This is a genomic window from Nonomuraea sp. NPDC049486 (genome assembly GCF_040676925.1).
GTDB classification, from domain to species: domain Bacteria; phylum Actinomycetota; class Actinomycetes; order Streptosporangiales; family Streptosporangiaceae; genus Nonomuraea; species Nonomuraea ferruginea.
Map to the genome: position 1 here is coordinate 367,161 of NZ_JBFAPV010000006.1, position 25,819 is coordinate 392,979.

The window sequence follows — 25,819 nt, forward strand, 5'->3', positions numbered from 1 at the left end:
TACAACTGTCAACGGCCGCGTCGGTGGTGGCGGACGGTGTCGCGCAGCCAGCGGGAAGCCACCGCGTACGCCAGCGGGACGGGCACCGTCCCCGACCCCAGCCCCACCTCCACCAGCAGGTCGAACACTTCCTTGCGGTGGGCGGCGGTGGCGATGGCGGCGTCGATGAACCCCGGCGACTGCGCCAGCCGGGCCAGCACGTCCGTGGTCCGCAGGTGCCGCCCCAGGGCCGCGCGCAGGCCGCGCCGGTAGACGGGCAGCGGGTCGCCGGGCGCGTCCGAGGCCGCCTCGCCGGCCAGCCGCCCCGACAGCAGCGCGTAGTAGATCCCCTCGCCGGTCAGCGGGTTGATCAGGCTCGCCGCGTCCCCGGCGAGCAGCACCCGCCCGGCACCGGGAGCCGGCCGGCCGGTGGACAGCGGCAGGTGGTGGGCGCGCAGGTCGCGGGCGGGCCGGTCGGGCAGCAGCTCGGCGAGCCTGCCGTGCAGCACCTGCCGCCCCGGCAGCCCGGTGGCGTGCAGCCGGGGCAGCAGCATCCCGAACCCGACGTTCGCGGTGCCGTCGCCGATGGGGAACGACCACGCGTACGCGGGCCAGCCCGCCCGCTGCATGGCGATGAGCTGCACGTCGTCCTCGTCGGGGACGTCCGCGTACCCGCGCACGGCGATGGCGGTGTGCCGCTCCGGCGTGACCGGGAGCCCGATCAGCCGCCGCACCGCCGAGTTGGCCCCGTCGGCCGCGACCACGACCCGCGCCCGGATCCGGCCGTCGATCACCACCACCGGCCCGGCTTCGGCCAGCTCCCTGACCCGGTGGCGCCGCACCTCGGCCCCGGCCGCCCGGACCGCCTCGACCAGCCGGGCGTCGAAGACCCGGCGCGGCACCACATGGTTGGGCCGCGCCGCGGTCGCCGACACCCGCGTGCCGCCGGGGGAGACCACGGTCAGGCGGGGCGTGGGCCGGTAGTCGTCGATCAGCCCCGGCACGCCCAGCCTGGCCAGCTCGTCACGCCCGTGGGCCGCGATGCCGTCGCCGCACGCCTTGTCCCGGGGGAAGTCCGCCTTGTCGAGCACCAGCACCCGCGCGCCGGGCCGCCGCCGCAGCGCGCCGAGCGCCGCCGCGGAACCGGCGGGCCCGGCGCCCACGACCACGAGATCCCACACGTCCTCCATGGGAGGACTCCTGCCCCGGCGCGGGACTCAGATCACTTGCCGAACCCCGCCGTCAGGCCGCTCAGCAACTGGCGGCGGCCCACCACGTACAGGATCAGGATCGGCAGCGTGGTCAGCACGACCGAGGCGAGCACCGCGGGCACGTTGACGCTGTACTCCCCCTGGAACGACCAGAGCGCGAGCGGCAGCGTCCGCTTGTCGGGGCTCTGCGTCAGGATCACCGGCAGCAGGAACCCGTTCCAGATCTGCAGCGCGTTGTAGATCGACACCGTCACCACGGCCGGCCGGGTCAGCGGGAAGGCCAGGCGCCAGAGCGTGGTCTGCTCGCTCGCGCCGTCGAGCCGCATCGACTCGAACAGCTCCTTCGGCACGTCCCGGATGAAGTTGGCCAGGACCAGCACCGACAGCGGGATCGCGAACGCGATCGACGGCAGGATGAGCGCCAGCAGGCTGTCGTAGAGATGCAGCCTGATGATGATCAGGTAGATCGGGATGATCGTCGCCTGCAGGGGGATGGCCAGGCCCATGAGGAAGAGCCAGTTCACCGACTTCAGGAAGCGGTTGGTGCTCGCCCGCACGATCGCGTACGCGGCCATGAACGAGAACAGCACCGCCGGGACCACCGAGCCGACGGCGACGATGAGGCTGTTGAGGAAGTACAGCGGGAAGTCGGACTCGATGACCAGCTGGTAGTTGTCCAGCGTCGGCGCGGTGGGCGGCGCCATCGGGTTCGACAGGTAGTAGTCGCTCTGGGCCTTGAAGCTGGTGATGACCACCCAGTAGATCGGGATGATCACGATCGCCAGCCAGAGCCACGAGATCGTCCCGCCGATCCAGTTCTTGGTCTCGCGCAGCCTGGGCCTGCGGCGGCGGCGACCGGACGGCCGCATCACCGTCCGCCCCGGCTTGTCGGACAGCGTGGTCGCCATGTCAGGCCCCTTCCAACTGGCTCGCACTGCCGTCGCGCCCGCCGAGCCTGCGCAGCACGAGCGCCAGGGCCAGGCCCACCAGGACGAGGATGACGGCGATGGCGCTGGCCGGGCCCATCAGGTTGGCCTGGTATCCCCGCTTGTACATGTCGAGCGCGAGCACCCTGGTCGCGTCGCCGGGCCCGCCCGCCGTCAGCACGAAGATCAGGTCGAAGAGCGTCAGCGAGCCGACCACCATGAGGGTCGAGGACGTGATGATCGTGTACTTCAGCTGAGGCAGGGTGATGCTGAAGAACTTGCGCACCCGCCCGGCTCCGTCGAGCTCCGCGGCCTCGTACATCGAGCGCGGGATCTGCCGCACCCCGCCCTGGTAGAGCAGCGAGTGGAACGGGATGAACTGCCAGGACACCACGAAGATCACCACGCCGACGGCGAGGGGGCCCTCGCCGAGCCAGTCCTGCGCCAGGAAGTCCAGGCCCAGGCCGGCGCCGAGCCCGAAATTCGGGTCGAGCAGCGCCTTGTACGTGATCGCGATGGCGGCCGAGCTGAGCAGCAGCGGGATGAAGTACAGCACGGCGATCAGCGCGCGGTAGCGCTGATGGCCCGCCAGGAACACCCCGATGAGGATGCTGGCCGGCGTCTGCACCAGCCACGACAGGGCCATGATGAGAAACGTCACCCACAGGGCGTGCGGCAGCCCGGGATCGCTCAGCACCGCGCTCCAGCTCGTGAGCCCGCTGAAGGAGATGTCCTGGCTGAGCCCGTCCCACGTGGTGAAGCTCAGCGCGAGCACCCCGAGCAGGGGGATCACGCCGAAGGCGACGAAGACGAGCAGGGCGGGGACGGCCAGCCACACCAGGGAGCCGCTGCCGCGCACGCGGGTCGCGGCGGGCGGTCTCCCTCGGGGTGGAACGGTGACGATCGTGCTCACTTGCCGATGACCGCGTTCATGTTGGTGGCGAACTCCTGCGGCCCGATCGACAGCTGGAACAGCTTGGCGATGTTGTCGAGCAGCACCTCGGCGGCGGTCGGGCTGAGCGCCTGGTCCCACGACTGCTGGAAGACCTTGGCGTTGTTGGCGATGCCGACGACGAAGTTGAGGAAGTCGGCGTCCTCGGAGCCGGTGAAGAACTTCTCCGAGCCCTTGATCACGGGAACCGCGCCGGTGCCCACCCACTCCTCGGCCGACTTGTCGCTGATGACCTCGGTGGCGAAGAACTTCTTGGCGATCTCCTTCTGCTCGGCCGTGGCCTTGGCGGAGATCGACATGTACTGGCCGGGGTTGCCGACGGTGTTGCCGGGGTCGCCCTTGCCGCCGTCGATCGGCGGGAAGTTCATGTAGCCGAGGTTACCGCCGGAGACGAAGTCGCCGCCGTCCTGCTTCATGCCGCCGTACGTCCAGCCGCCGTGCACCATCATCGCGGCCTTGCCGGTGTAGAGCAGCGCCTGGTCGGCGTTGGAGTCGGCGGTGATGGAGGAGAAGCCCTTGATGAAGCCGTCGGCCTTGATCAGGTCCTGCATCTTGGTCAGCGCGTCGATGGCGACGGGGTTGGACCAGGCGTCCTTCTCCGCGTCGAACACGGCCTGGAACACCTCGGGGCCGCCCATGCGGTCGAAGAGGAACTCCAGCCACATCATGTTGGTCCAGCGCGACTGCCCGCCCAGCGAGAACGGCGCGATGCCCTTGGCGTTGAACTTGGGCACCAGGTCCATGATGTCGCCCCAGCTCTGGGGCGGCTCGGCGCCGATCTTCTCGAAGGCGCGCTTGTCGTAGTACAGGACGATCGGCTGCATCGTCTCGCAGGGGATCGCGTAGATCTTGCCGTCGACGGTCGCCGCGCCGAAGGACGAGGGGAACAGCTTGTCCTTGACGGCCGCGTTCTCGTCGAACCACGAGGTGAGGTCCTCGACCTGGCCGGCCTGCACGTAGCTGCGCAGACCGCCGCCGCCCCAGCCCCAGATGATCGTGGGCGCCTCGCCCGCGCCGATCGCCGTCTTGATCTTGGTCTTGAAGGCGTCGTTCTGGAAGGTCGTCCCCACGATCTTCCCGTTGGGGTTGGCCTGGTTGAACCGCTCCATGGTCCGCCTGCGGACGCCTTCCTGCGGCTCCGTCGACAGATACCAGTAGCTGGCGGTGGCGCCACCACCGCCACCGCCGCTGGTGCTCGTGCTGCCGGGGCCGGAGGTGCCGCAGGCGGCGAGCGCGGCTCCCAGGGGCAGGCCCATGGACAGGGCGAGGAAGTTGCGGCGAGACGTTGTCCTGGATTCCACGCTGATCTCCGTACTCGAACGCCGGGGGATGGTGCCGCGGCTCCACAGTGTCGAAACATTTTCGAAACGACCGCGTGGCACGCCAATCTAGATTTCGGCCGAAGGGGTGTCAACCTCTCCCCGCACGAAACTCCCTCTCGGCAAGAGCGAGACGAGTGGGATACGCTCGCACGGGCGCCACGCTGGGTGATCTGGAGCCGAGAGCGCTCCCACGCCACCCCCGCGCAGCGCGTCCGAAATGTTTCGAAACTTTGCGGCAAGAGCCGCCTCTAAGGAGAGCGATCAATGACGGCTCTAGATCGGCCGGCGGCGGGCCAAGCCCTCCGTCCCTGGCAGGATCCCGCGCTTCCGGTAGGGGAGCGGGTGGACGCCCTGCTGGCGGAGATGACGGTGGAGGAGAAGGTCGCGCAGCTCGGCAGCCGGTGGGAGGGCAACACCATGGGTGAGCCCGTCTCCGCCCCCGATCCGGGCGACGGCGGCACCGGCAACGTGGCCCCTTTGCAGGACGCGTTCGCCGCGTCGAACACCTCCCCCTTCCAGGAGGCGGTCCGCCACGGCATCGGCCATCTGACGCGGGTGCACGGCAGCCGCCCGGTGAGCCCCGCCGAGGGCGCCGCCGAGGTGGTCCGGTTGCAGCGTGAGGTGATCGCGCAGTCCAGGCTGGGCATCCCGGCGCTGGTCCACGAGGAGTGCCTGACCGGTTTCACCACCTACGGCGCGACGGTCTACCCGGCGGCGATCGCCTGGGCCGCCACGTTCGACCCCGAGCTGGTGGCCCGGATGGGCGCCGCGATCGGGCGCGACATGCGCGCCCTCGGCGTGCACCAGGGCCTGGCGCCCGTGCTGGACGTGGTCCGCGACTACCGGTGGGGCCGGGTCGAGGAGACGATGGGCGAGGACCCGTACCTCGTCTCGATGATCGGCTCCGCGTACGTGCGCGGGCTGGAGGGCGCGGGCGTCATCGCCACGCTCAAGCACTTCGCCGGCTACTCCGCCTCGCGGGCGGCACGCAACCACGGCCCGGTGCCGATGGGCCGGCGCGAGCTGATGGACATGATCCTGCCGCCCTTCGAGTCGGCCATCGAGCTGGGCGGCGCCCGCTCGGTGATGAACTCCTACTCCGACGTCGACGGCGTCCCCGCCGCCATCGACCCGTGGCTGCTGACCGAGGTGCTCCGCGACGACTGGGGGTTCACCGGGACCGTCGTCTCCGACTACTGGTCGATCCCGTTCCTGGCCACCATGCACCTCGTGGCCGCCGACGCCGGCGAGGCCGGGGTCCAGGCGCTCACCGCCGGCCTCGACGTCGAGCTGCCCGACACCCTCGGCTTCGGCCAGCACCTGGCCGAGCGGGTGCGCCGCGGCGAGCTGCCCGAGGAGCTGATCGACCGGGCGGTGCGCCGCCTGCTCACCCAGAAGGCGCAGCTCGGGCTGCTCGACCCGGACTGGACACCGCAGTCCTCGGTGACCGGCGCCGAGACCGTCGAGCTGGACTCGCAGGCCAATCGGGAGCTGGCCCGCGAACTGGCCGAGAGGTCCGTCGTCCTGCTCGACGCGGGCAGCGCGCTGCCCCTGCTCGGCGAGGGCCGCACCGCCCCGCGCCGGATCGCCGTCGTCGGGCCGTGCGCCGACGACCCGCGCACGTTCATGGGCTGCTACGCCTTCCCCAACCACGTGCTGCCCCGCTACCCCGGACTCGGTCTCGGCATCGACGCGCCGAGCGTGCTCGACGCGCTCCGCGCCGAGCTGCCCGGCGCCGAGATCGCCTACGAGCGCGGCTGCGACGTGCGCGACGGGGACCGCTCCGGGTTCGCCGCCGCGGCCGCCGCGGCCCGCGACGCCGACCTGTGCGTGGTCGTCGTCGGCGACCTGGCCGGCATGTTCGGGCAGGGCACCTCGGGCGAGGGCTGCGACGCCGACGACCTGCGCCTGCCCGGCGTCCAGGAGGACCTGGTGACCGAGCTGGCCGCCACCGGCACGCCGGTCGTCGTGGTCGTCGTCTCCGGCCGCCCGTACGCGCTCGGCGAGATCCACCCCAGGGCGGCCGGGCTCGTCCAGGCGTTCATGCCCGGCGAGGAGGGCGGCGCGGCCATCGCGGGCGTGCTGTCCGGCCGCGTCCAGCCCGGCGGCAGGCTGCCGGTGCAGATCCCGCGCACCCCCGGCGGCCAGCCGCACACCTACCTGCAGCCGCCGCTCGGCGCCGACAGCGACGGCATCAGCAACCTCGACCCGACCCCGCTCTTCCCCTTCGGGTACGGGACCTCCTACACCTCCTTCGAGCTCGGCGAGTTCCGGATCAGCGACACCGAGGTGCCCACCGACGGCGAGTTCACCGTCTCCGTCCGGGTCCGCAACACCGGCGCCCGCGCCGGGGACGAGGTCGTCCAGCTCTACCTGCACGACATGCTCGCCCAGGTCACCCGGCCGGTGCGGCAGCTCGCCGGGTTCGCCAGGGTCCGGCTCGAACCGGGGGCCGCCGCCGACGTGCGCTTCCGCGTGCACGCCGACCGCACCGCCTTCACCGGCCGTGACCTGCAGCGGATCGTCGAGCCCGGCGACATCGAGGTGCTCGCCGGCACCTCGGCCCGCGACCTGCCGTGCGCCGGCACCGTCCGGCTCACCGGGCCGCTGCGGGCCGTCGGCCACGACAGGCGGCTGTTCACACCGGTGGACGTGCACCCGGCGGGGGATCGGGACTAGCCGTGCCGGCCAAGCGCGCCACGCTCGCCACGATCGCGGCCGCCGCCGGCGTGTCGGTCGCGACCGTCTCGAAGGTGCTCAACGGCCGCAGCGACGTCGCGCCGGCGACCCGCTCGCTGGTGCTGTCGGCGCTGCGGCAGCACGACTACGTGGCCCCGCCGCCCCGGCGCGACGAGACCGCGGGCACCGTCGAGCTGCAGTTCGACTCCGACCTGAACGCCTACTCCAACGAGATCATCCAGGGGGCGGTGCGGGCCGGCGGCGAACTCGGCGTGTCCGTCGTGATCAGCATCCGCAAGGGCTCCGAGCGCACCAGCAGGTGGGCCAGGGAACTGGCGGCGACCGGCCGGCGCGCGCTGGTCGCCGTCACCAGCGAGCTGACCGCCGCCCAGCTCGCCGCCCTGGCCGAGGCCGGCCTGCCCCTGGTGGTGATCGACCCGCTCAACCTGCCGCGCACCCGCGTGACCAGCGTCGGGTCGACCAACTTCGCCGGCGGGCTGGCCGCCACCCAGCACCTGCTCTCCCTCGGCCACCGGCGCATCGCCTACCTGGGCGGCCCCGCCACGGCGGCGTGCAACCAGGCGCGGCTGCACGGCTACCGCGCCGCCATGGAGGCCGAGGGCGTGGCGGTGCGCCAGGAGTACATCCAGCACCGCAGGTTCCGCTACGGCGACGGAGTGGAGGCCGGCGCCTGCTTCCTCGCCCTCCCCGAACCGCCGACCGCGATCTTCGCCGGCTGCGACGAGACCGCGTTCGGCGTGATGGAGGCCGCGCGGGCGCGCGGCCTGCGCGTCCCCGACGACCTCAGCGTCGTCGGTTTCGACGACACCCAGATAGCCCGCATGGCCTCACCACCGCTGACCACCGTCCGCCAGCCGCTCCGCGAGATGGGCGGCGTGGCCCTCCGGCGGGCCCTGCGCCTGGCCGCCGGCGAACGGATCGACTCCCACCACATCGAGCTCGCCACCGAACTCGTGGTACGCGGCTCGACCGCCCCCGCCGCACCCCGGCAGTAGCCCTCATGCCAGTCCTGGGCGTCGTCCAGCGCGAGGTGGCCCAGGACGACGTCCAGGTACGCGAGAGCGGCTGAGCCGTGGTGGAGGCTCCGGCTCGCGCCGGACAGCGCGACGAACTCCTCGGCGTCGTCCGCTCTGACGCGCCGCACGGTGACGCGGGAATGTCCAGACACCCGCCCATTGTGCTGGGGCGAGATCGATCAGCGCAGTACCCTCGCGACGGAACCTTGGGTCTTGCCGGAGTCGCCGGTTCGGCCTTCAATGACGGCCATACGGCGATCACCGGAGGAACCGATGCGTGGCTCACGGGCGTCCGCAGTTGTCCTGGCGATGGTGCTCACGACGTTCGTGGCCGCCGAGCCGTCGCTCCCGGCGGTCGCCGGCCCCGCCGATCCGGAGCCCGCCTCGCTGGTGACGCTCACGGTGCCCGACCGGGCCGCGCTGGAGCGGCTGGTGGGCTCGGGCGCCGACCTCACCGGACGGGTGCGGCCGCAGCCCGACGGCAGCATCCGCGTCGACGCCGTGGTCACCCCCAGCCGGCTGGCCGAGCTGCGCCCGCTCGGCGCCACCCTGGCCACCGGCACCCCGGCGCCCGCCCCCGAGGACCGCGGCGGCACGAAGGACCGCATCGTGGTCGAGCGGGCGGTGTGGTTCCAGTCCCGCGACGGCTACTTCCTGTCGGTCGAGGCGTCCAGCAGCGCCGGCGCCGACGCCGCGCTCACCGTGACTTGGAAGGGCAAGGGCGGCGCGACCGGCCAGGTCGAGATGGTCCCGTACGTGGACGCCGGCGCCTATCTGGGCCACCAGTTCAGCGTCCCGGTGCCCGCCGGCGTCAGGCCGGACCGCGTCACCATCACCTCCGCCGCGGGCGGCGTGGCGGAGGCGCGGGTCGGGGAGTGGCCCGACGGCGAGCGGCCCGACCGCGACCGGCCGGGCTACCAGAAGGACTTCATCACCCAGTACATGCCGCCCGCGCAGCTCAACGCCCGGGTCAAGGACCTGCACCGCCGCTTCCCCGCCCTCACCGAGATCATCGAGCTGCCCCACCTGACCAACGGCTACCGGCGCCACGCTCAGGCCCTGATCGGCACCCCGCCGGGCGCCGCCCTCGTGGTGACCTCGCGCGCGTACGGGTCGGAAGGCGGCAACGACCTGGCCGTGGAGCTGTCCGACCCCGGCGCGGCCGACCGGCCGCTGGAGGTCGTCGTGGACGGCAAGCAGGTCAGGGTCAGCCTGGCCACCGACGGCTCCGGCACTCCGGTGAGCACCGCCGCCGAGGTCGCCGCCGCGATCACCGGCGCGCCGGGCAGCCCGGTGACCGCCGCCACGTACCGGACCGACCCGGGCGCGGGCGTCCTGGCGCCCGCCCCGCTCACCCAGCTCAGCGACTTCCTCGGCGCGCCCGCGGACGTGTCGCGGGAGCCGTGGCGGGTGCTGGCGCTGCGCATCGGCACGCACCGGGACGGCTCGCGCACCGGCGTGCTCGCCTACGCCCAGGAGCACGCCAGGGAGTGGGTGACGCCGCTGGTCACCATCGAGGCGGCCGAGCGGCTGCTGCGCAACTACCCGCGCGACCCGGCCACCAGGAAGCTGCTGCGCCGCGCCGACATCTTCATCGTCCCGACCGTGAACCCCGACGGCGCCAACTACTCCTTCTACGACTTCAACGCCCAGCGCAAGAACATGACCAACCACTGCCCGGCCGCCCAGTCCGACCCGGCGCTGCGCAACACCTGGGGCGTGGACGTCAACCGCAACTACGCGGTCGGTTCGCTGTTCGACGGCTACTTCGGCGCCTCGGCCAACTGCCAGAGCGGCACCTACGCCGGGCCCGGCGAGCACTCCGAGCCGGAGAGCCGCAACGTGATCTGGCTGGCGGAGACGTACCCGAACATCCGGTTCGCGCTCAACGTGCACAGCTACGGCGGCTACTTCATGTGGCCGCCCGGCGCCTACCGGCTCGACGGCCGCGTCACCCTGCCCAGGCCCAGCCGTCAGCAGGAGGCGTACTTCCTGCGCTCGGCCCGCACCATCCTGGAGGCCATCGCCGCCGAGCGCGGCACCGTCACCTGGCCGCAGCAGACCGGGCCGGTCACCGACGTGCTCTACTCGGCCGCGGGCAACTCCGCCGACGAGCTCTGGTACGACCACGGCGTCTACGGGTGGGACTTCGAGGTCGGCAGCGACCTGTGGAACCCGCGGACCGGGGCCTGGGAGGGCGTCGGCTTCCAGCCGCCGTTCGCCGAGGGCCACGCCGAGGCCATGGAGTTCGCCGCCGGCCTCATCTCCCTCATCGGCGTCGCCGCCGACTACCGAGAGGACCGGTGAACCCATACCGCGGTGATAGGGGCAAAGTGCCTTGTCCCCGGACGATGCCGTCGCGTCTACCGTGACAGCACCCCCACTGTCCGAGGAGACACGATGCCAAGACCCCTCCGTCTCGCGCTCTCTCTCATCCTCACCCTGGCCTTCCTGCTGGCCACCACACCCGCGCAGGCCACCGCCCTAGTCAGGGTGCTCCGCTACGACGCCAGCCGGGCGGCGGAGTTCCGCGGCGCGGTCGACCAGGCCGCGCAGATCTGGAACGCCAGCGTCGCGAACGTCCGGCTCGTCGCGGGCACGCCGGCCGACTTCGTCGTCGTCGCCGACGACGGCTGGCCCCGCGCCCAGCCGACCAGCCTGGGCCGGGGCCGGATCTGGATGGGCCGGCAGGCCACCGACCAGGGCTACCACCCGGTCCGCATCGCCGCCCACGAGATCGGCCACATCCTGGGCCTGCCCGACCGGCGCACCGGCCGCTGCACCGACCTGATGTCCGGCTCCAGCGCCCCCGTGAGCTGCACGAACGCCAACCCGAGCGCCGCCGAGCGGGCCGAGGTGGACCGCAACTTCGCCGGCAGCACCCCGCAGGCCGAGTTCGGCAGGCTGTACGTGGACCGCTGAGCCCGGCCGTGACCGGGGCGTACGACCGGCCCGGCGACGCGGCCCGCTGATCGATCGTCCCTAGACTGGTGCCGTCCCGCAGCCCCGTCCCAGAGGAGCAGACGACGTGACGGCACCGATGCGGCTGGCGCCGGTGATCCAGCCCTACGCGTGGGGGTCGCCGACCGCCTTCCCCGAGTTGTTCGGCACCCCCGCGACCGGCGAACCGCAAGCGGAGATGTGGATGGGCGCCCACCCGGCAGCCCCGTCCACCGTGGGCGGGGTCCCGCTCACCGAGCTGATCGCGCGTGACCCGCTGGGCATGGCCGGGGCGTCCGGCCCCGGCCTGCCCTACCTGCTCAAGGTGCTGGCGGTGGCGGGCCCGCTGTCGCTGCAGGTGCACCCGACGGCCGAGCAGGCGCGGGCCGGGTTCGCCCGCGAGGAGGCCGCCGGGGTGCCGATCGGCGACCCGGCGCGCACCTACCGCGACCCGTTCCCGAAGCCGGAGATGGTGTGCGCGCTCACGCCGTTCCACGGGTTCTGCGGCTTCCGCGCGCCGGACGAGGCGGCGGACCTGCTGGAGAGCCTGGACATCCCCGAGACGGGCCGCTGGGTGGAGACCCTGCGCGCCCGCCCCGCCGGTGAAGCGCTCCGCGAGGTCTTCCAGGACATGCTCGGCGACGCCTCCAAGGACGCCCGCGAAGCGGTGGAGCACGCCCTGACCGGCGCGCCCTCCGGGCCCGCAGGCCGGCTCGCGGTGTACGCGGAGCTCGCGCGCGCCTATCCGGGGGACCCGGGCGTGGCCGCCGCGCTGCTGCTCAACCACGTACGGCTCCAGCCCGGCGAGGCGATCTTCCTCGGCGCCGGGGTGCCGCACGCCTACCTGGGCGGCGTCGGGGTCGAGATCATGGCCAACTCCGACAACGTGCTGCGCTGCGGCCTGACCGGCAAGCACCGCGACGTGCCCGAGCTCATGCGGATCGTCGACTTCACACCCGCGCCGCCGCACCGGGTCCGGCCGTCCGCGGACGACGGGAGGCATGGCTACCACCCGCCGGCCACCCAGTTCGTGCTCGTGCGCCACGACCTCGCCGAAGGGGCCGCGCACACCGTGCCGGGCGGGGTCCCGCAGATCCTGCTGTGCACCAGTGGCCACGCCGTCGTAGGCGGGCTCACACTGGGGCCCGGCGAGTCGGCGTTCGTCCCGGCGAACGCCCCGGAGCTGACGCTGACGGGGGAGGGGACCGTGTTCCGCGCCCTGCCCGGCGGCTGACGCGGAGGCGGTTGCCTTCTCGTGGAGTCTGACGTAACCTGCAAGTGTAGTTGGAGGTTAGCGCCTAGCCAGCGAGGAGGTTCAGACATGCTCCTGACGACCGTCGACCCGTTCCTGCAGGAGTTCGAGCGCCAGTTCGACCGGCTCACCCGTCAGGCCTTCGGCGCCGGCGGAGCCGTCATGCCGATGGACGGCCTGCGCCGCGACGACGACGTGGTGCTCCGCTTCGACCTGCCGGGCATCGACCCCGGCTCGATCGAGGTCACCATCGACCGGGGTGTCCTCAGCGTCAGCGCCCACCGTGAGGAAGAGACCGGAGCCGACGAGCGTCTCTTCGTCCGCGAGCGTCCCATGGGCGCGTTCACCCGCCGGATCTACCTGTCGGAGCACCTCGACAGCGACAAGATCGACGCCGCCTACGCGGACGGCGTCCTGACCGTGCGGATCCCCGTCCTCGAGCGCGCCAAGCCGCGCAAGGTCGAGATCCAGCGCGCGGACGTCAAGGCCATCAGGCGCTGACGCCGCACCGCGCGGGGGCGGCTCCCCGCCCCCCGCCCCGGAGGAGGCCATGATGTCCCAGCTGCCGATCGACGACGATCACGCGCCGCTCTACACGCTCGGGCAGGTGGCCGACATGCTCCGGGTCCAGCAGGCGTTCCTGCGCCGTCTCGACCAGCACGACGTGATCAGCCCCCGGCGCTCCCCGGGTGGCCAGCGGCGCTACTCGCGCCGCGACATCCTGGTCGTACGCCACGTCATCGGGATGACCGACCAGGGGATGACGCTGGTCGCCGTCCGCCGCATCCTCGAACTCGAGGCCGAGCTCGATCGGCTCCGCGAGGAGCTGGCGGAGGAGCGGCGGCGGCAGAGCCGGCCGGACTGACCGCCGGTCGCCCGTCACACCGCCGTGAGGTGGATCAGCACCGCGTCGTCCGGAGACAGCGACGGGATCCCGATGCCGGACACGCCCAGCGCCCGCCCGGTGAGCACGTGCTCGCCCGTGACCCAGACCGGGTCGCCGTTCCGCGGCCGGGAGCGCACCGGCGTCAGCGGGCGGACGCGGTAGGCGGTGCCGGGGTCGAGCCCCGGCAGCCGTAGCAGGCCCGGTGGCCAGGTGACGGGCAGCGCCAGCATGGCGACGGCGAAGATCGCCTCGGAGCCGTCACCGGCCACCACCCCGTGCGCCTGGAAGCCCTCCGGCGCCTCGTCCAGCCGCACCGCCGTCCCGGTGTGCAGCAGCTCCCGGTGCCGCTTGTGCAGCTCGATCCAGCCGGCCACCTCGGCCAGCTCGGTCTCGGTCAGCGTGGTGAGGTCCCACTCCAGCCCGAAGTGGCCGAAGAACGCGGTCACCGCGCGGAACGGCAGCGCGTGGACGCGGCCGGTGGTGTGCGAGCGGGGCGCGCCGACGTGGCTGCCGATCAGCTCCGGCGGCAGCAGCTGCGCGGTCCAGCGAATGATCTGCTGCCGTTCGGTCGAGTCGATGCAGTCGCTGGCCCAGACCCGGTCGGTGTGCTCCAGGACGCCCAGGTCCACCCGGGCGCCCCCGGACGAGCAGGACTCGATCTCCAGCCCCGGACGGGCCGCGCGGATCTCGGCCAGCAGCCGGTAAAGGGCGAGCGTCTGCTCGTGCACCGCGGGCCTGCCGGTCTCCGCCCAGCCCGCGTCGACCAGGTCGCGGTTGTGGTCCCACTTGACGTAGTCGATGTCGTACTCGCCGATCAGGGCCAGCAGCCGTTCCTTGACGTAGGCGTACGCGTCCGGGTGCGCGATGTTGAGCACCTGCTGGTGACGGGCGGTGGGCGGCAGCCGGTCACCGGCCCCCATGATCCACTCGGGGTGGGCGCGGGCCAGGTCGGAGTCCGGGTTGACCATCTCCGGCTCGAACCACAGCCCGAACTCCATGCCGTGCGCCCGCACCCGCTCCACCAGAGGCTTGAGCCCGCCGGGCCACACCTCAGGGTCGACGTACCAGTCGCCGAGCCCGGCCCGGTCGTCGCGCCGGCCCCTGAACCAGCCGTCGTCCAGCACGAACCGCTCCACGCCGATCCGGGCCGCCCGGTCGGCCAGCTCGGTCAGCCGGTCCAGGTCGTGGTCGAAGTAGACGGCCTCCCACGTGTTGAGCACCACCGGCCGCGGCGCCGGCGGATGGGACGGGCGGGCGCGCAGGAAGCCGTGGAAGCGGTGCGCGGCCTCGTCGAGCCCGCGCCCGTACGCGGCGTACATCCACGGCCCCGGGTACCACTCGCCCTCGGCGAGCACGACCTCGCCCGGCAGCAGCAGCTCGCCGCCGCCGAGGTGGGTGCGGCCGGTGTGGACGCGTTCGGCGTAGGAGAGGTGGTTGCCGCTGAACGCGACGTGCACCCCCCACACCTCGCCGCGCCGGAAGCCCGCGTCCGGGGTGGTGGCGAACAGCACGGTCGCGGCGTCGGCGCCGGTCCGGCCGTGGCGGCCCTCGCGCAGGTGGGTGCCGACGGTGATCGGCCGCCGCTGCGGGACCCGTTCCTTGGACCAGCGGCCGGCCTGGTCGAGCAGGTCGGTGGCGACGGCGGGCACCGGCAACGCCAGGTGCAGCGCCTCCAGCGTGTACGGGTCCGCGTGGTCGTTGCGCAGCCCGGCCCTGGCCCGCAGCAGCCCCGAAGGGTGCAGCTCGACGGTGAGCGACAGCGTGAGCCGGGCGCGCGGGTCGGCGGCCTCCGCGGTGAGCGCCCGCACCCCGCCGCCCTCTTCGAGCCCGTACGTGACGGCGGTGAAGGCGGGCGACCAGTCGCGCCCCGCGCGGTGACCCCGCAGGCCGGGCATGCCGGTCCAGCCGGTGCGCGCCTCGGGGACCAGGCCGGTGCGTACGGGGACGTCGGAGGTCAGGTCGAGGCGGGGCCGCAGCGAGGAGGCCAGCGCGGCCAGCGCCCGGTCGTCGAGCGGGCCCAGGTCGGGCCCCCAGTGCAGGATGGCGGGCAGGGCGTCGGAGGGGCATTCGATCACCACGGAGACCCCGGAGGCCCTGAAGTGGTGGATGACAGGCTCCATGCGCGTCTTTCTGGGTGAGGGGACAACGCTCGGCTCGATCGTTTCACACGGCCCCGAGACGTCCCCGTGATGATCGTCTGCGAGGATGCCCCGATCCCGTACTGATCATGAAGGACATCCGATGAAGCGTGCCATAGCCGCGCTGGCGGGCGCCGCCGCCCTCCTCGCCGCCGCCCCCGCCCACGCGACCGCCCCGGCCGACCCCGTGAAGGTCCTGCAGAAGCGGCTGGCCAAGGGCACGGGGCTGAAGTTCACCGACACCATCTCGTACATCGACCTGGAGGGAACGACGGCGGCGCTGCGCCGCACCGGGAAGCTGACGCTGGACCGGAAGGGCGCCGCCGCCGTCGAGGTGCGTGCCCGCACCGTGAAAAACGACGCGGACCACCTCGGAGGCATCGTGGACGACGAGCGGGTGATCGCCGTCGGCAAGCGGACCTACGTCAAGGGGGGCATCCTGTCCCGCAGCGCGCCGGAGGGCAAGACCTGGGTCAAGCTCCCCCGCGCCTCTCTCGGCCTGGGCGGTCGATACAGCCAGACGATCAACCCGGCCGAGCCCGCCACGCTGAAGGCGCTGATCACCTCCGGCGAGAAGTCCGGGCGCACGTACACCGGCAAGATCAGCGAAGGAGAGCTGTGGAAGATCTCTTCCTGGTTCCGGCTCTCCAAGGTGATCAAACCCACGGATCCGGAAGTGCTGGAGTACCGGCTCACGCTGAGCGCGGGCGAGCTTCCCCAGAGGCTCGTCACCACCTTCCCCGCCGCGTCCGGACCGTGGCGGCGCAGCCACAACGGCGGCGAGACGATCAGCGTCGACACCCGCTACACCGGCTGGGGGAGCAAGGTGCGCATCAGCGCTCCGGCCAGGAGCCAGGTGCATGAGGTGAAGCGCTGAACAGCTCGTGACCTCCGGGGCCGAGCCTGCCCGCCAGCAACCGGCCCGCGCCCGGCAGCGCGGCCAGCCGCAGCAGCCAGTCGCGGGCCGCGATCCGGCCCCGGCTCGGCGGCGCCATCCACTTGACGAACCGGCGGCCGAACCGCTGCACCCGCGCCACGGGCCCGCGCATCCGCGTCTCGTAACGCGCCGCCGCGGCGGGCACGTCCGCCAAGGGCCCTCCGCCGGGCGCCGCCGCGGCGGGCACGTCAGGCCCGCCACCGGTCAGTTCCTCCGCGAGCACCCGGGCCGCCGCCATCGCCAGCGACGCCCCGTGCCCGGCGAACAGCGACACCGCCTGGCAGGCGTCGCCCAGCAGCACCACCCGGCCCCGGCTCCAGGCGTCCATCTCCACCTGGCTCACCTGGTCGTAGTACAGCTCCGGCGGGTCCGGGCAGTGCGGCAGCACCCGGGGCAGGATCCAGCCCAGGTGCCCGTACCGCTCACGCAGCGCGGCAGCGGGGGCGGCGGGCCAGGCCGGATCGGGCTCGCGGTGCAGGAACAGCATCGCGAGCCGGCCGCCGCGCAGCGCGTACGCGCCCGCCATCATCCCGGGAACGGTCAGCATGCGGTAGCGCACGCCCACCCGCCGGCTCAGCTCCTCGTCGTCGAGCGAGTACGCGGCCACGTGGTGGCCCAGGTAGCGCACGAACCGCTCCCGCGGCCCGAAGACCAGCTCCCGCACCCGCGAGTGCACGCCGTCGGCGCCCACCAGCAGGTCGGCGTCCCGCCACGTCCCGTCGGAGAGCAGGACGCGCACGCCGCCTGAGCCCTGCTCCACCGCGTCCACGGTGAGTCCGTACCGCACGGGCGAGCGCACCCGGTCGGCGACGGCCCGCGCCAGATCGCCCCGGAGCAGGCTGGTCACCCCGTACGCGCCGGGCGGCAGCGTCAGCCGGCTGGTGGTGCGCCCGTCCCCGTCCACGTAGCCGAGCTCGTTCACCTCGTAACGCAGCTCGCGCAGCCTCTCGCTCAGCCCCATCCGCGCGGCCACCTCGGCACCCGGGCCGTAGAAGTCGATCATGTAGCCGCCGTCGCGGAACGACCCGGCCCGCTCCACCAGCTCCACGTCCCACCCGGCCCGCTCCAGATGCCAGGCCAGCGTCAGCCCCGCGATGCCGGCGCCGCACACCACCGCTCTCATCGCGTCCCCTCCCGCACCAGGGCCAGCAGCGGCGCGGCCAACCGGTCCGGATCGAGGGCGGGGTCGAGCGCGCGATGCAGCACGATGCCGTCCATCGCCGCCGCCAGCACGGCCGCCACCGCGTCCGCGTCGCCCTCGTGCCCCCGCTCGCGCAGCCACGCCGCCACGACCGTCCGGAACCCGCCGACCTGCCCGCGCAGCCGCTCCCGCAGCTCCGGGATCCGGGTGGCGGCCAGGTAGAGCTCCGCGACCAGCAGCGACGCGGGGTCGGTGCCCGGATAGCGGCCCAGCTCGGCCATCATCCAGCGCACCCCGTCGCCGAGGTCGGCGTGCCGCGCCAGGCCGCCCGCGAACTCCTCCAGCAGCCGCCCCGTCACCTCCGTGCCCGCCTCGGCCAGCAGGTCCGTCACCGACGAGAAGTGGTAGTGCACCACCCCCGGCGCGACCCCCGCCCGCTCGGCCACCATCCGCGTGGACACCCCTCCCCAGCCCGCCTCCACGATCAGTGGGACGGCCGCGTCGAGCAGCCGCCGCCTCGTCGGAACCGCTGTCATACACCCTCCTTTTGGACGAACGCCTTGGACGACTGTCCAACACACTACGCGCGAAGGCCCGGTAAGGTCCAGCGAAGGGATCTACTCAGGGGAGATGGCGGCGCAGCAGCAGCATCGCGGCGTCGTCCGGCAGCGGGCCGCCGACGTGCTGGATCAGGTCGGCGCGCAGCGCGTCGAGGGCTTCCTGCGGCTCACCGGCCAGCAGGAGCCCGGTGCGGTCGGTCAGCGGGTAGAAGTCGCCGGTGCGGTTGCGCGCCTCGATCACCCCGTCGGTGAACAGCAGGATCTGGTCGCCCACGCCGAACGCCACCCGGTGCGGCTTGGGCCGGTCGGTCGCGAGCGCTCCGAGCCCCAGCGGCAGGCTCTCCTCCGGCGGATCCACCGTGATGATCTTCCCCTCGCCGCGGATCAGCAGCGGCGCGGGATGCCCGAAGTTCAGCAGCGAGATCTCCTCATCGTGCACCTCGGCCAGGATCGCCGTCACGAACGTCTCCGCGCTCAGGTGGCGGCCCAGGCTGGCCTCCAGCCGCTCGCCCACCTCGGTCAGCTCGCTCATGTCGTACGCGGCCTCGCGGAAGGCGCCGAGCACCCACGCGGCGGTCTCCACCGCGGTCAGCCCTTTGCCCTGCACGTCGCCGATCAGCAGCCGCACCCCGTGCGGTGTCGTGACCACCTCGTACAGGTCACCGCCGATCTGCGCCTCCGCCGCCGCCGACGTGTACGACAGCGCGATCCGCAGGTCGGCGGCCCGGCGCGGCACCGGCCGCAGCAGCACCCGCTGGGCGGCCTCGGCGACCAGGCGCACGTTGGCCAGCTCGCGCTCGCGTCGCAGCCGCAGCCGGCTGACGATCATGCTGGCCGCGGTGACGCCCGCGACCGTGGCGATGGTGATGTTGTTCTGCCGGGTCAGCAGCGTGCCCTGGTATTGAGCCAGGGGCACGCACAGCGCCAGCGCGGCCACGCCCACGAAAGCGGTCCTGCGCACGCTCCCGTACACGGAGGCGAACGTCGGGCCCAGCGTCAGCAGCGGGAGGAAACCCAGATCGCGGCCGGCCATCAGGTCGGTCACCGCCACCGCTAGCAGCACGGCGAACGGCAGGTAGCGCAGCACGACCTGCGATCTCACCGGAGCCCCTCGCCCCGTCGCCGCCCAGTCCCGACCCGCGCTCCCAGCACTTTCCTCCCCGAGCGTGCACGAACTCCCGGCCGTGAGACGTCAACGGCGCGCCGAGACAATCATGGCCGATCAAGGCGGTTTCGTTACCGACCGTTTCCCAATCGTAAGTCTTGCCTGCCGCGCGCCCCGGGAAAGACGCGCGGCTATCTGGACCGGATGCTCAGCGGGTTTCGTGCCGCTGACGGCAGGGCACGCAGTGCCGGGTCAGCGGCCTGATCTTCAACCGCTCGAACGGGATGCTGGTGCCGCAGTCGGCGCAGCGGCTGTAGCTGCCGTCCGCCAGCCGCTCCAGGGCGTCGCGGATCTCGGTGATGGTCCGCTCGGTGGCGGCCAGGTCGGCCAGCACGCCCTGCTTGGAGCCGTCGTCCGTGCCACCGCCTCCCTCCACCAGTGCCCGGAGCTCGTCCAGCCTGGAGGCGCGCCACATGAGCTGGCTCTGCAGGTTCTCGCTGATGGTCTGGACCTGGACTTCGCTGAGCATGACGTGCTCGTCGTGCTGGGTCATGGAATGCGTCCTTACGTGAGAGAGAGGTGTTCGTAGCTGCGGAAGAGGGGACGGCGCTCAGGCCGTGGGAAGGGCGAGCAGCGCCGCCATGGGAGGCAGGCACAGCCGCGCCAGCCCGCGCACGGTGGCGTGCGCGGGTTCGGGGGCGCTGCTCACCGTCATGCGCAGCCTGGAGCACAGGCGCCCCGCCAGCCCGGCTTCCGCCGCGCCGCCGCCGGTGAGCATCAGCCCGCCCTCGCGCGCCGCCGGGCGCAGCCGGGCCGGCAGGCGGGCCAGGAGTTCGGCCGCCATCTCGGTGACGCGGTCCTGGACGTGCGCGGGCAGCGACCCGTCGCCATCGGCGGGCAGCTGGACGGCGACGGCGTCGGTGACGGCGGCGTCCCTGATGACCACCGCCTCGATGATGCCCGCGCCGACGTCCATCAGAAGCCGCGGGCGCGGGCCGGTGATGTCCAGGCCGCTGCCGAGCGCGGCGGCCAGCGGCTCCTCCACCACGGTCGCCGCACAGCCTGCGGCCCGCTCGACGATGCCGGTGACCGTGGCCCGCTCGGCGGGCGAGGCGGTCACCGGCACGCCCACCAGCACCCGGCCGGGCGTCCGCGCGCCCTCGGGCAGCGCGGTGCGCAGCACCTGGTCGACCAGCCGCGCGCAGGCGGCGACGTCGGCGACCAGGCCGTGCCTGACCGGCCGGGGGGAGCCGGGCACGCCGGACGGCTCGTCGACGATCGACGGGTGGCCGAAACCGATCAGGCGGATCCGCGCGGTGCCGAGATCGACCGCGGCCCTGTCGTCCAGCCAGGAAACGCGGCCGTTCCCGGTCACGTCCCGTGCCCCGCCTCGTCTCCGGCTCCAGGTCCCGGCGGGACGGCCGCCTCGGGCCGGCTCCGCTCCGGGACTCCCGCGGGGGCCGGGCGCGGCGCCGGGATCTCGGTGGCGCCGGAGGGCCCCTGCTGCTCCCTGGTGCCGGCGCAAGCGAGGCAGAGCTGCTCGTGCGGGATGCGGCGCAGCACACCGTACGGAATGAAGGCGCCGCAACGCACACAGGTGCCGTACAGGCCGCGGTCCATCCGGGCGAGCGCCGACTCGATCGCGGCGCTCTCCCGGCGGGCGAGCCCGGCCAGCGCCGCGGAACCCGCCGTCACGGCGGCCGACAGGTCGGCGCGAGCGGCGGCGAGCCGCTCCTCCAGCAGGTCGCGCAGCTCCTCAAGCCGCGCACGGTGCTGGTCGTAGTCCTGCATGAGTGTCTGCAATGAAGCCATGAGGCATCGCTCCTAGCCTGAGAGATCCGGCGCGTACGCCGAGGAGGCCCCGCGCCGCGACAGCACGGGGAGGGAGGATCTCTAGACGGGCGGCGGGCTCCGGGAGCCGGCCGCGCGATGACCCGGCTGCTGGGGGCCGCGGATGGCGGCCGAGCCCGCTTCCGGCCAGGACGGGGCGTGCCTGACGGACACCGTCTCGGCACGCTGGCGCGCCGGCCACAGGCGGGGCAGGTGCTCGGCCCTGACCTGCTGGTGCGGCAGCGTCGACACCGCCGTCACCTCCGACCCGGGCGTCATCACCCCCGCGGTCTGGACGCGCTGCTGCACCGGGTGGACCCCGGCCCAGCGAGGCGTGGAGGCGACCATGACCAGGGCAAGCAGCAGCAGGCCCACCACCGCGAGAAACGGGGTGGAGCCACGTGTGATGCTCCGGGTCGCCATGAGGCCGACCATAGCTCACTTTCCTGGTGGAAGCACCGGTCAAAGTCGCCTGATCAGGGTGGCGTCCGCACTCTGGAACGGGCCCGGGAAAGCACCCCTGAAAGGCGCCGATACCGGCGAGGCGTCCGGTGCTGGGGCGGGCACGCCGTAGGGTGGAGGCTTACGCGCGTGAGTGCCTTCGCGGCGCGCGTGTGCCAGCATGGAGATCGGATCCAGCCGTCCGGTCGCGTACCGCCGGTGGACGGGACGATCCCGCTGATCGTCCCGGTAAGATCATCGTCACCGATGGCGGCGGCTGCGCAGCGGGGAAGCCGCGTTCCGTGCGGCCCGGCCGGATCTCCGGCGTCCACACCGCAAGCACGTCAAGATCAAGGCAGCGACGAGGAGGGACCGTGCGCACCAGGGTGCCCGCAGCGCTCCTCCTCATGCTGTCGTGGTTCCTGCCCGCCCCCGCCCACGGACAGGTCGTCCAGGTCGTCACCGCGCAGGGGGTGACCCAGCAGGCCCAGCAGGGCAGTCACCACCCGGGCGCGCGCAAGTCGCCGCTCCCGCCGTCCACCGCCCAGGCCCGGACGATCTCGTACGAGATGAGCGGCGGCGCCGCCCTGCTCCCGCCCGGCCCGCCGCGTCCGTCGCTGCACGCCGCAGCCGCCGAGCGGCCGCACGCCTGCGCGGGGTTCACCGCCGCCTGCCAGGAGACCACCCCCGCTCGCGCGCCCCCTTCCTCCACGGCGCTCTGAGAACACCTGGTCCCTTCTTTCCTCTCAAGCCCGTGGAGGCTTCCCATGTCACGTGCGCCGCTCTGGCGCGCACTGGCGGCTTTCGCCGTCATCGCGACCTCATTGGTCCTCGCCCTCACCATGGCGCCGCGGCTCGGCCTCGACCTGCGCGGCGGCACCCAGCTCGTGTTCGAGACGCGCGACTCGCCCACGATGAAGGCCGACTCCGAGGCCACCGACCGCGCCCTCGACGTGCTCCGCCGGCGGGCCGACGCGCTCGGCGTCGTCGACCCCACCCTGGTCCGCTCCGGCGAGCAGCGCATCATCGTCGAGCTGCCCGGCGTGCTCGACCCGGAGCAGGCGGCCGAGGTCATCGGCAAGACCGCCCAGCTGTCCTTCCACGCCGTGAAGGGAGTGGCCCAGGAGGGCGAGAAGGCGGAGAACGGCGAGATCGTGGTCGCCGACGAGAGCGGCCAGCGTCTCAGGCTCGGCCCGCCGGTCATCAGCGGTGACGGCGTCAGCGACGCCAACGAGCGCAGCGACCCCCAGCAGGGGCCGGGCTGGTGGGTGAGCGTCCAGTTCCGCGACGCCGCCGCCTGGCAGAAGCTCACCGGGGAGGTCGCCTGCTTCGAGGCGGGCGACCCGCGCCGGCGGCTCGCGATCCTGCTCGACAACGAGATCATCTCCTCCCCGCAGCTCGACCCGTCCATCGCGTGCCGGGCCGGCATCCCCGGCGGCGGCACCGACATCACCGGCGACTTCACCCTTGAGGAAGCCCGCGAGCTCGGCGTGCTGATCAAGGGCGGCGCGCTGCCCGTTCCGATGGAGCTGGTCGAGCAGCGCACGGTCGGCCCCACGCTGGGCGCCGACGCCATCGAGGCCAGCGCCAAGGCCGGCGTGGTGGGTCTGCTTCTCACCACGCTGTTCATCGTCGTCATCTACCGGATGGTCGGCCTCGCGGCCGCCCTCGCGCTGGCCTGTTACGGGCTGATCTCGTACGCGGCGCTGGTGGCGATGGGCGCCACGCTGACCTTGCCGGGCCTGGCCGGTTTCGTGCTGGCGATCGGCATGGCCGTGGACGCCAACGTGCTGGTGTTCGAACGCGCCAGGGAGGAGTACGCGGGAGCGCCCAAGCGGGGCCTGCGCCATGCGCTCGACCGCGGGTTCAAGATGGCCTGGAGCGCCATCGCCGACTCCAACATCACCACCCTGATCGCCGCCGGGCTGCTGTTCTGGCTGGCCTCCGGGCCGGTCAAGGGCTTCGGTGTGACCCTCGGCATCGGTGTGCTGGCGTCCCTCGTGTCGGCCATGCTCATCACCCGCGTGTTCACCTCGCTGATCATCGACCGGATGGGCCCGCGCGTGTCCGGCCTCGGCTCGGTCGGGCGGGTCAGGACCTGGCTGACCAAGCGCGACCCGCAGGTCATGGCCCGCAAGACGCTCTGGCTGGGCATGGCGGTGGTGGTGACCGTGGTCTCGCTCGCCGGGCTGTTCGCCCGCGGGCTCAACTTCGGCGTCGAGTTCACCGGCGGCCGGCTGGTCGAGTTCTCCACCTCCACCCCCATCACGGCCGACACGGCCAGGCAGGCGGTCGCGGACGCGGGCTTCCCGAACGCGGTGGTGCAGGCTTCCGGCCCGGACGTCTCCGTAAGGGCGGGCGAGCTGGAGATCGCCGAGGTCAACCGGATCCAGGAGGCGCTGGGCGAGGTCGGCGGTGAGGTGAACAAGAGCCGCGACGAGTTCATCGGCCCGAGCCTCGGCGAGGAGCTGCGCCGCAACGCGCTGATCGCGCTCGGCGTGGCGATCGCCGCCCAGCTCGCCTACCTGGCGTACCGGTTCCGCTGGACGTTCGGCACGGCCGCGGTCTCCGCGCTGGTGGTGGACGTATCGGTGGTGATCGGGCTGTTCGCCTGGCTGGGCAAGCCGATCGACGGCGTGTTCCTGGCCGCGATGCTCACCGTCGTGGGCTACTCGGTCAACGACAAGGTGGTGGTCTTCGACCGGGTCCGGGAGCTGTGGGCACTCAACCGCAAGGAGCCCCTGGCCAAGTCGGTGAACGGGGCGATCCTGCAGACGCTGCCCCGGACGATCAACACCGGTCTGGGCGCGCTGTTCATCCTGATGGCGCTGGCGGTGTTCGGCGGCGACTCGCTGCGCGACTTCGCCATCGCCCTGGTGACGGGTATCATCGTCGGCACGCTGTCGTCGTCGTTCGTGGCCGGGCCGCTGGCCATCACGCTGGGCCGGTTCGACAAGCAGCCGCCGCCGGAGCCGCCGCAGCCGCGTGTCAAACGAGCCCGCGAGGGCTCGGGCGCGGTGCTGTGACGAGCCCGTGAGGACAAGGGACGCGCCGGCGGTTCGCCGGCGCGTCTCTTGCTTTCCGGGGTGATGACCCAGGTCAGAGCCCGGCCACCCCCTCCATGCGACGCGTTTGCGGATGTTTGCCGCCGCCTTTGACCGGCGGGACACGGCAACCGCGAATAATGGCCAGCAACCATAAAGGCGAAATGGGGGGCGAAATCCGATGAGCGGCCCTCGTGATGTCCGGAATGCGCTGAGCGGGCTGCTGCGGGACGGGCAGCAGGCCACGCTGGAGGACCTGCCGAACCTGGCCGCCCGCCACGCTCCGCAGGTGGGTGTCCGGCAGTGCCTGATCTACCTGGCCGACTTGCAGCAGAGCACGTTGCGGCTGCTCGCCGAGCGGGACGGGCCGTACGGCCACCCCGGCGCGCCGGACGACGTCACCGAGGACAAGCCGCCCGACGACCTGCGCATCGACGCCACCTACGGCGGCCGGGCCTTCCAGGAGGTGCGCATCCTGCGCAAGCCCTCCGAGCGCGGCATGGAATGCTGGTGGGTGCCGCTGCTGAACGGCGCCGAGCGCCTCGGCGCGCTCCGCGTCCTCGTCGAGCGGCCGGGCGACGTGGCCGAGGAGGACGTGCTCGACCTGGCCCAGTTGCTGGCTCTCCTGGTCGCCGGCCGGCGCTCCTTCAGCGACTCGTACACGCGCCTGGTGCGCTCGCGGCGGATGAACGTAGCCGCCGAGATGCTCTGGCATCTGATGCCGCCGCTCACCTTCGCCAACGCCGAGGTGACCATCGCGGGAGTGCTGGAGCCCGCCTACGAGATCGGCGGGGACGCCTTCGACTACGCGCTCGGCGACGAGATCGTCCACCTGGCCATCTTCGACGCGATGGGCCACGACGTGGCCGCCGGGCTGGCCGCCAACCTGGTCATGGCCGCCAGCCGCAACCTGCGGCGCGACGGCGCCTGCCTGGCCGCGACCAGCGAGGGCATCGAGAACATGCTGCTGCGCGAGTTCGGGGAGACGGCCCGGTTCGTCACCGCGATCATGGCCGACTTCGACCTGCGCACCGGCATGCTGTCGTGGGTGAACCGCGGCCACCACCCGCCGGTGCTCATCAGGGCCGGCCGATGGGTCACCACGCTGGACTGCCCGCCGACGGCCCCGTTCGGGCTCGGCCTGGAGCTTCCCGCGCAGGTCTGCCACGAGCAGCTCGAACCCGGCGACCGGCTGCTCATGTACACCGACGGCATCGTCGAGGCGGGACGCCACCGCGGCGAGCAGTTCGGGATGGAGCGGTTCGTCGACTTCATCCTGCGGCACTCCTGCGCCCGGCTGCCGGTGCCGGAGACGCTCCGCCGGCTCATCAAGGACGTCATGGACCACCACGAGGGCCGGCTCCAGGACGACGCCACGGTCCTGCTCACCGAGTGGCACGGCCGCGCCGGCGCGTAACGTCGCAGGTCATCGGTGTCAA

Annotated in this window: 23 protein-coding genes; 11 read left to right on the top strand and 12 right to left on the bottom strand. The window is 72.8% G+C overall.

Translation table 11 applies throughout. The features are described from left to right. Positions 1–8: 8 nt before the first annotated feature. The 4 genes from AB0K05_RS20495 to AB0K05_RS20510 are packed head-to-tail and all read right to left on the bottom strand — an operon-like array spanning position 9 to position 4,369. Entirely contained in the window at positions 9–1,169 is a 1,161-nt protein-coding gene (locus AB0K05_RS20495) for an NAD(P)/FAD-dependent oxidoreductase (protein WP_271278590.1), read from the bottom strand. Positions 1,170–1,201: 32 nt separating this feature from the next. Next, entirely contained in the window at positions 1,202–2,098 is an 897-nt protein-coding gene (locus tag AB0K05_RS20500; protein WP_271278589.1) for a carbohydrate ABC transporter permease, read from the bottom strand. A 1-nt stretch (position 2,099) separates the two neighbouring features. Continuing rightward, positions 2,100–3,029 carry a sugar ABC transporter permease gene (locus tag AB0K05_RS20505; RefSeq protein WP_271278588.1) on the bottom strand — a complete coding sequence of 310 codons (930 nt, stop codon included), beginning with the start codon at positions 3,027–3,029 and terminating at the stop codon, positions 2,100–2,102. Then, a complete protein-coding gene (locus AB0K05_RS20510; RefSeq protein WP_271278587.1) occupies positions 3,026–4,369 on the bottom strand; it encodes an extracellular solute-binding protein in 1,344 nt (447 codons plus the stop codon). Before AB0K05_RS20510 ends, AB0K05_RS20505 begins: the two co-directional genes overlap by 4 nt. A gap of 285 nt (positions 4,370–4,654) precedes the next feature. Between AB0K05_RS20510 and AB0K05_RS20515 the strand changes: the two genes are divergently transcribed. From AB0K05_RS20515 to AB0K05_RS20545, 7 genes are all read left to right on the top strand, one after another. Then, on the top strand, positions 4,655–7,069 hold the full coding sequence (locus tag AB0K05_RS20515; RefSeq protein WP_271278586.1) for a glycoside hydrolase family 3 N-terminal domain-containing protein: 2,415 nt from the start codon (positions 4,655–4,657) through the stop codon (positions 7,067–7,069). Positions 7,070–7,071: 2 nt separating this feature from the next. Further along, on the top strand, positions 7,072–8,085 hold the full coding sequence (locus tag AB0K05_RS20520) for a LacI family DNA-binding transcriptional regulator (protein WP_219546636.1): 1,014 nt from the start codon (positions 7,072–7,074) through the stop codon (positions 8,083–8,085). Positions 8,086–8,379: 294 nt separating this feature from the next. After that, positions 8,380–10,413 (top strand): M14 family zinc carboxypeptidase, encoded by a 2,034-nt coding sequence (locus AB0K05_RS20525; protein ID WP_364230818.1) that lies wholly within the window; start codon positions 8,380–8,382, stop codon positions 10,411–10,413. Positions 10,414–10,506: 93 nt separating this feature from the next. Then, positions 10,507–11,028, top strand: a complete 522-nt coding sequence (locus AB0K05_RS20530) for a snapalysin family zinc-dependent metalloprotease (protein WP_364230820.1) — start codon at positions 10,507–10,509, stop codon at positions 11,026–11,028. Positions 11,029–11,134: 106 nt separating this feature from the next. Next, on the top strand, positions 11,135–12,280 hold the full coding sequence (manA, locus tag AB0K05_RS20535; RefSeq protein ID WP_364230822.1) for a mannose-6-phosphate isomerase, class I: 1,146 nt from the start codon (positions 11,135–11,137) through the stop codon (positions 12,278–12,280). 87 nt (positions 12,281–12,367) lie between these two features. Further along, positions 12,368–12,799, top strand: a complete 432-nt coding sequence (locus AB0K05_RS20540; protein WP_148031517.1) for an Hsp20/alpha crystallin family protein — start codon at positions 12,368–12,370, stop codon at positions 12,797–12,799. A gap of 49 nt (positions 12,800–12,848) precedes the next feature. Next, positions 12,849–13,163: a MerR family transcriptional regulator gene (locus tag AB0K05_RS20545; protein ID WP_219546639.1), complete on the top strand. Its 315-nt coding sequence runs from the start codon at positions 12,849–12,851 to the stop codon at positions 13,161–13,163. 14 nt (positions 13,164–13,177) lie between these two features. On the opposite strand, the gene AB0K05_RS20550 is transcribed toward AB0K05_RS20545, so the two are convergent. Continuing rightward, positions 13,178–15,304 carry an alpha-galactosidase gene (locus AB0K05_RS20550; protein ID WP_364230825.1) on the bottom strand — a complete coding sequence of 709 codons (2,127 nt, stop codon included), beginning with the start codon at positions 15,302–15,304 and terminating at the stop codon, positions 13,178–13,180. A 121-nt stretch (positions 15,305–15,425) separates the two neighbouring features. Here AB0K05_RS20550 and AB0K05_RS20555 point away from each other — a divergent pair, with 121 nt between their 5' ends. Next, complete coding sequence (locus AB0K05_RS20555) at positions 15,426–16,199, top strand: hypothetical protein (RefSeq protein ID WP_364230827.1); 774 nt, start codon at positions 15,426–15,428, stop codon at positions 16,197–16,199. On the opposite strand, the gene AB0K05_RS20560 is transcribed toward AB0K05_RS20555, so the two are convergent. From AB0K05_RS20560 to AB0K05_RS20590, 7 genes are all read right to left on the bottom strand, one after another. Further along, positions 16,156–17,382 (bottom strand): FAD-dependent oxidoreductase, encoded by a 1,227-nt coding sequence (locus AB0K05_RS20560; RefSeq protein WP_364230830.1) that lies wholly within the window; start codon positions 17,380–17,382, stop codon positions 16,156–16,158. The genes AB0K05_RS20555 and AB0K05_RS20560 overlap by 44 nt on opposite strands. Then, positions 17,379–17,936: a TetR/AcrR family transcriptional regulator gene (locus AB0K05_RS20565; protein ID WP_148031522.1), complete on the bottom strand. Its 558-nt coding sequence runs from the start codon at positions 17,934–17,936 to the stop codon at positions 17,379–17,381. Before AB0K05_RS20565 ends, AB0K05_RS20560 begins: the two co-directional genes overlap by 4 nt. Positions 17,937–18,021: 85 nt before the next feature. After that, positions 18,022–19,062, bottom strand: coding sequence for a PP2C family protein-serine/threonine phosphatase (locus AB0K05_RS20570; protein ID WP_364230833.1), 1,041 nt, complete (start codon positions 19,060–19,062; stop codon positions 18,022–18,024). 211 nt (positions 19,063–19,273) lie between these two features. Further along, a complete protein-coding gene (locus AB0K05_RS20575) occupies positions 19,274–19,618 on the bottom strand; it encodes a TraR/DksA C4-type zinc finger protein (protein WP_364230836.1) in 345 nt (114 codons plus the stop codon). 57 nt (positions 19,619–19,675) lie between these two features. Further along, entirely contained in the window at positions 19,676–20,440 is a 765-nt protein-coding gene (locus tag AB0K05_RS20580; RefSeq protein WP_364230838.1) for a rod shape-determining protein, read from the bottom strand. After that, the gene (locus tag AB0K05_RS20585) at positions 20,437–20,877 is read right to left on the bottom strand and encodes a TraR/DksA C4-type zinc finger protein (RefSeq protein WP_364230840.1); all 441 of its coding nucleotides are present in this window, start codon (positions 20,875–20,877) and stop codon (positions 20,437–20,439) included. Before AB0K05_RS20585 ends, AB0K05_RS20580 begins: the two co-directional genes overlap by 4 nt. Positions 20,878–20,958: 81 nt before the next feature. After that, positions 20,959–21,318, bottom strand: coding sequence for a hypothetical protein (locus tag AB0K05_RS20590; protein ID WP_148031526.1), 360 nt, complete (start codon positions 21,316–21,318; stop codon positions 20,959–20,961). A gap of 392 nt (positions 21,319–21,710) precedes the next feature. Here AB0K05_RS20590 and AB0K05_RS20595 point away from each other — a divergent pair, with 392 nt between their 5' ends. The 3 genes from AB0K05_RS20595 (at position 21,711) to AB0K05_RS20605 (ending at position 25,797) form a co-directional block, all read left to right on the top strand. Then, on the top strand, positions 21,711–22,058 hold the full coding sequence (locus AB0K05_RS20595) for a hypothetical protein (protein ID WP_148031527.1): 348 nt from the start codon (positions 21,711–21,713) through the stop codon (positions 22,056–22,058). Positions 22,059–22,103: 45 nt separating this feature from the next. Further along, positions 22,104–24,362: a protein translocase subunit SecD gene (gene secD, locus AB0K05_RS20600; RefSeq protein ID WP_345483119.1), complete on the top strand. Its 2,259-nt coding sequence runs from the start codon at positions 22,104–22,106 to the stop codon at positions 24,360–24,362. Positions 24,363–24,561: 199 nt separating this feature from the next. Further along, complete coding sequence (locus tag AB0K05_RS20605; protein ID WP_364230844.1) at positions 24,562–25,797, top strand: PP2C family protein-serine/threonine phosphatase; 1,236 nt, start codon at positions 24,562–24,564, stop codon at positions 25,795–25,797. The last annotated feature ends 22 nt before the right edge of the window (positions 25,798–25,819 follow it).

What these genes read in the sequence shown, in the direction of transcription:
- AB0K05_RS20550 (WP_364230825.1), bottom strand. Translation starts at nt 15,304, where the DNA reads ATGGAGCCTGTCATCCACCACTTCAGGGCCTCCGGGGTCTCCGTGGTG.
- AB0K05_RS20515 (WP_271278586.1), top strand. Translation starts at nt 4,655, where the DNA reads ATGACGGCTCTAGATCGGCCGGCGGCGGGCCAAGCCCTCCGTCCCTGG.
- AB0K05_RS20565 (WP_148031522.1), bottom strand. Translation starts at nt 17,936, where the DNA reads ATGACAGCGGTTCCGACGAGGCGGCGGCTGCTCGACGCGGCCGTCCCA.
- AB0K05_RS20555 (WP_364230827.1), top strand. Translation starts at nt 15,426, where the DNA reads ATGAAGCGTGCCATAGCCGCGCTGGCGGGCGCCGCCGCCCTCCTCGCC.
- AB0K05_RS20540 (WP_148031517.1), top strand. Translation starts at nt 12,368, where the DNA reads ATGCTCCTGACGACCGTCGACCCGTTCCTGCAGGAGTTCGAGCGCCAG.
- AB0K05_RS20590 (WP_148031526.1), bottom strand. Translation starts at nt 21,318, where the DNA reads ATGGCGACCCGGAGCATCACACGTGGCTCCACCCCGTTTCTCGCGGTG.
- AB0K05_RS20545 (WP_219546639.1), top strand. Translation starts at nt 12,849, where the DNA reads ATGATGTCCCAGCTGCCGATCGACGACGATCACGCGCCGCTCTACACG.
- AB0K05_RS20495 (WP_271278590.1), bottom strand. Translation starts at nt 1,169, where the DNA reads ATGGAGGACGTGTGGGATCTCGTGGTCGTGGGCGCCGGGCCCGCCGGT.
- AB0K05_RS20575 (WP_364230836.1), bottom strand. Translation starts at nt 19,618, where the DNA reads ATGACCCAGCACGACGAGCACGTCATGCTCAGCGAAGTCCAGGTCCAG.
- AB0K05_RS20560 (WP_364230830.1), bottom strand. Translation starts at nt 17,382, where the DNA reads ATGAGAGCGGTGGTGTGCGGCGCCGGCATCGCGGGGCTGACGCTGGCC.
- secD (WP_345483119.1), top strand. Translation starts at nt 22,104, where the DNA reads ATGTCACGTGCGCCGCTCTGGCGCGCACTGGCGGCTTTCGCCGTCATC.
- AB0K05_RS20530 (WP_364230820.1), top strand. Translation starts at nt 10,507, where the DNA reads ATGCCAAGACCCCTCCGTCTCGCGCTCTCTCTCATCCTCACCCTGGCC.
- AB0K05_RS20585 (WP_364230840.1), bottom strand. Translation starts at nt 20,877, where the DNA reads ATGGCTTCATTGCAGACACTCATGCAGGACTACGACCAGCACCGTGCG.
- AB0K05_RS20500 (WP_271278589.1), bottom strand. Translation starts at nt 2,098, where the DNA reads ATGGCGACCACGCTGTCCGACAAGCCGGGGCGGACGGTGATGCGGCCG.
- AB0K05_RS20525 (WP_364230818.1), top strand. Translation starts at nt 8,380, where the DNA reads ATGCGTGGCTCACGGGCGTCCGCAGTTGTCCTGGCGATGGTGCTCACG.
- AB0K05_RS20605 (WP_364230844.1), top strand. Translation starts at nt 24,562, where the DNA reads ATGAGCGGCCCTCGTGATGTCCGGAATGCGCTGAGCGGGCTGCTGCGG.